Origin of the sequence: Actinomyces sp. MRS3W (genome assembly GCF_032465695.1) — a bacterium.
Classification (GTDB): Bacteria; Actinomycetota; Actinomycetes; order Actinomycetales; family Actinomycetaceae; genus Actinomyces.
This window is the reverse complement of the sequence record NZ_JAWDJJ010000152.1, coordinates 1-2,789: the sequence shown is the minus strand read 5'-3', so window position 1 is coordinate 2,789 and position 2,789 is coordinate 1. Positions and strand designations below refer to the sequence as shown.

The window sequence follows — 2,789 nt, the reverse complement described above, 5'->3', positions numbered from 1 at the left end:
GCCCCGCACCCCCGGCATCCGCTCGGAAACCAACCCGCCGCAGTCGATGCTGGAGTGGTTCGGCATGTCGCCGGACACCTCGCACATGACCGTGACCTTCAGCAACAACGAGCTGCCGATCATGTCCTTCATCGTGCACTTCAGCTTCGCGATCGTCTTCGGCCTCATCTACTGCATCGCCGCCGAGTACTTCCCCCGAATCAAGCTGTGGCAGGGTGCTGTCTTCGGCATCTTCGTCTACGTCGGCGCGCACGTGATCGTCATGCCGCTGCTGGGCTGGGCCCCGAACCCCTTCCCGTGGATCGACGGCGCCCAGACCTGGTCCGAGCACTTCTCAGAGTTCTTCGGGCACATCGTGTGGATGTGGTCGATCGAAATCGTGCGCCGCGACCTGCGTAACCGCATGACCCATGAGCCCGACGCCGAGGTCGCCCTGGAGGCGGCCACTCGCTGAGGGCTGTCACTGCCGACGACGGCGCCCGCCCTGGTTCTCCTGCCGGGGCGGGCGCCGTCGTTGTCAAGAGTCCCGGCGCCTGAGAAGAGTCAGGATGCAGCCAGCTCAGCCGGCCACCGCGGTCAAGCCGCCACCACGATCAGGGCGAGCGCCAGGGCGCCGCCGTAGGCCAGCTCGTACAGCCCGGCATCGCGCAGGGCGGGGATGAGAGCCCGCCCGGTCGCCCCGGCCAGCACCGGCCGCAGTGTCCGCACCGCCACAACTATGAGCACCAGCACCAAGGCGGCCAACACCCCCCAGATCGGGGTGCCGTCTCCCAGGAGCCGCCCCGCGGACGCACCCAAATCCGCGCGCGCCCACGCCGTCGCCGCCACCGCCAGCACCACCGGCACAAGCACCATGGCCACAAAGGCCCGGCGAGCGCCCCGCTCCCCCAGCCGCACCGCGAGCGTCATCTTGCCGTGCTGCGGGTCGGTGGCGATGTCGCGCAAATTGTTGACCATGAGCAGGCTGCAGGCGATGAGGCCAATGCCGCAGGCAGCCAGCCACACCCATCCGGGCACGCCCCCGGCCTGCACGTAGACGGTGCCGCAGGTGGCCATGAGCCCGAAGAAGATGAACACGAATACCTCGCCCAGCCCCGCGTAACCGTACGGGTGCGAGCCGCCGGTGTAGAACCAGGCGGCCGCCACCGCGGCGGCCCCGGCTCCCAGCAGCCACCACTGGCCGGTGAGGATGACAAGCACAAGCCCGAGCACGCCGGCAACGCCGAAACAGCCGAAGGCCGCGTACTTGACCCGGCGCGGAGCGACCTGACCGGAGGCGGTGAGCCGGGGCGGGCCGGTGCGGTCATCGTCGGTGCCGCGCACCCCGTCGGAGTAGTCGTTGGCCAGGTTAGAACCGATCTGCAGCGCCAGCGCCACACCCGCCGCCAGCAGAATCCGAGGCCCGGAGGCCACGCCCAGGGCCGAGGCGGCGCCCGCCCCCAGGATGACCGGGGCAACAGCAGCGGGCAGGGTACGCAGGCGCACGACCTCCATCCAGCTCGTGACGCGAGGGTCGGTGTCGGCGGGCACATCCCGGTCTGTCATGTCGTCCTCCTTGGGCGCGCAGAGCCTATCTCAGGGAAAACTGTCACGATCTGCATCACCTTCAGCCGGCGTCGAATAGGCGCTGCACGGCCCGCCGATCCACCTTGCCCGGTCCGCGCAGTGGCAGCGCCTCGACAGCGACGATCCGCTTGGGCGCGTGGGCCCCGTCCAGGCGCTCCCGTGCGGCGGCCCGCAGCCGCTGCGCCCAGGCGTCCCGGTCGCCGACCTCCCGGGCGGAGTCGAGCACGACGGCGGCAACGACGGCGCTGCCCCACTCGGCGTCGGGCACGCCGACCACGCAGGCCTGCGCGATGCCCGGCAGCGTGGTCAGCGCCTCCTCGACCTCGCGTGGGGCGACCTTGACCCCGCCGGTGATGATGACGTCGTCGGCCCGTCCCAGAACGGCCAGCCGCCGCACCCCATCGGTGCTGTCAACCAGGCGCCCCAGGTCACTGGTGAGTAGCTCTCGGCAGCTGGTCGGCTCGTCCACCGTGGCGCCCGGCCACCCAGCGGCCCCGGTTGGTACGCACCGATTGTCGGCCGGTTCTTCGGATCCGGTCCGGCGCCGACGGCGAAAGACGGCTGCCGACGCGGGGCGCGTCCCGCGCTCGGCGTACCCGGCGGCCAACACCGGCCCGGACAGCACAATCCGACCGACTCCATCCGCGTCGGGATTCTCAATACGGACCTCCACGCCGTCCAGGGGCACGCCGTCGTAGACACAGCCGCCGCCGGTCTCGCTCATCCCGTAGGTGGTCACCACCCGCACCCCGGCGGCGCCGGCGCGCTCCAACAGGGCCGGGTCTGCGGCGGCACCTCCCAGCAGCACGGCGTCGGTGCGGGCCAGTGCCTGGCGCGCCCGCCGCTGCCCGGGGGCGAGGGATCGCACCAGTTGGGTGGGTACGAGGGGGACGCGCACCGGCTCGTCCGGCCGGGCGCCGACGGCGCGCTCGATCGCATCCGCAAGCGCGTCGGGGCTGAAGCCGGCGGCGGCGTCCACCACCACCGGCGCCCGGTCGGCCACCAGGGAGCGGATGAGCACCTGCAACCCGGCCACGTGATGGGTCGGCAGTGCGAGCACCCAGGTTCCCGCTCCACCCAGACGCGCGTGGGTGGCGCGAGCGGAGGCGACCAGCGCCGTCAGGCTCATGGCCACCAGGCTGCCGGTGCCGGTGGTGGAGCCGGAGGTGCGCAGCAGCAGGTCGCTCTCCGGGCGGGCGGCGGGGCCACGCGGGTCCAAGCGG

At 72.0% G+C, this 2,789-nt stretch carries 3 protein-coding genes; 1 reads left to right on the top strand and 2 read right to left on the bottom strand.

Annotated features, from left to right (window positions below):
• The coding region (locus RWX45_RS05455; RefSeq protein ID WP_316022753.1) for a DUF1440 domain-containing protein at nucleotides 1–454 on the top strand (454 nt) is incomplete at its 5' end.
• A gap of 122 nt (nucleotides 455–576) precedes the next feature.
• Here RWX45_RS05455 and RWX45_RS05450 read toward each other — a convergent pair.
• Both RWX45_RS05450 and RWX45_RS05445 read right to left on the bottom strand, forming a co-directional pair.
• A complete protein-coding gene (locus tag RWX45_RS05450) occupies nucleotides 577–1,545 on the bottom strand; it encodes a 1,4-dihydroxy-2-naphthoate polyprenyltransferase (protein ID WP_316022752.1) in 969 nt (322 codons plus the stop codon).
• Between the two features lie 61 nt (nucleotides 1,546–1,606).
• On the bottom strand, nucleotides 1,607–2,789 hold a 1,183-nt coding region (locus RWX45_RS05445), incomplete at its 5' end, for an AMP-binding enzyme (protein ID WP_316022751.1).

Excerpts from the sequence above, each read along its gene's own strand:
- RWX45_RS05450 (WP_316022752.1), bottom strand. The coding sequence starts at position 1,545 with ATGACAGACCGGGATGTGCCCGCCGACACCGACCCTCGCGTCACGAGC.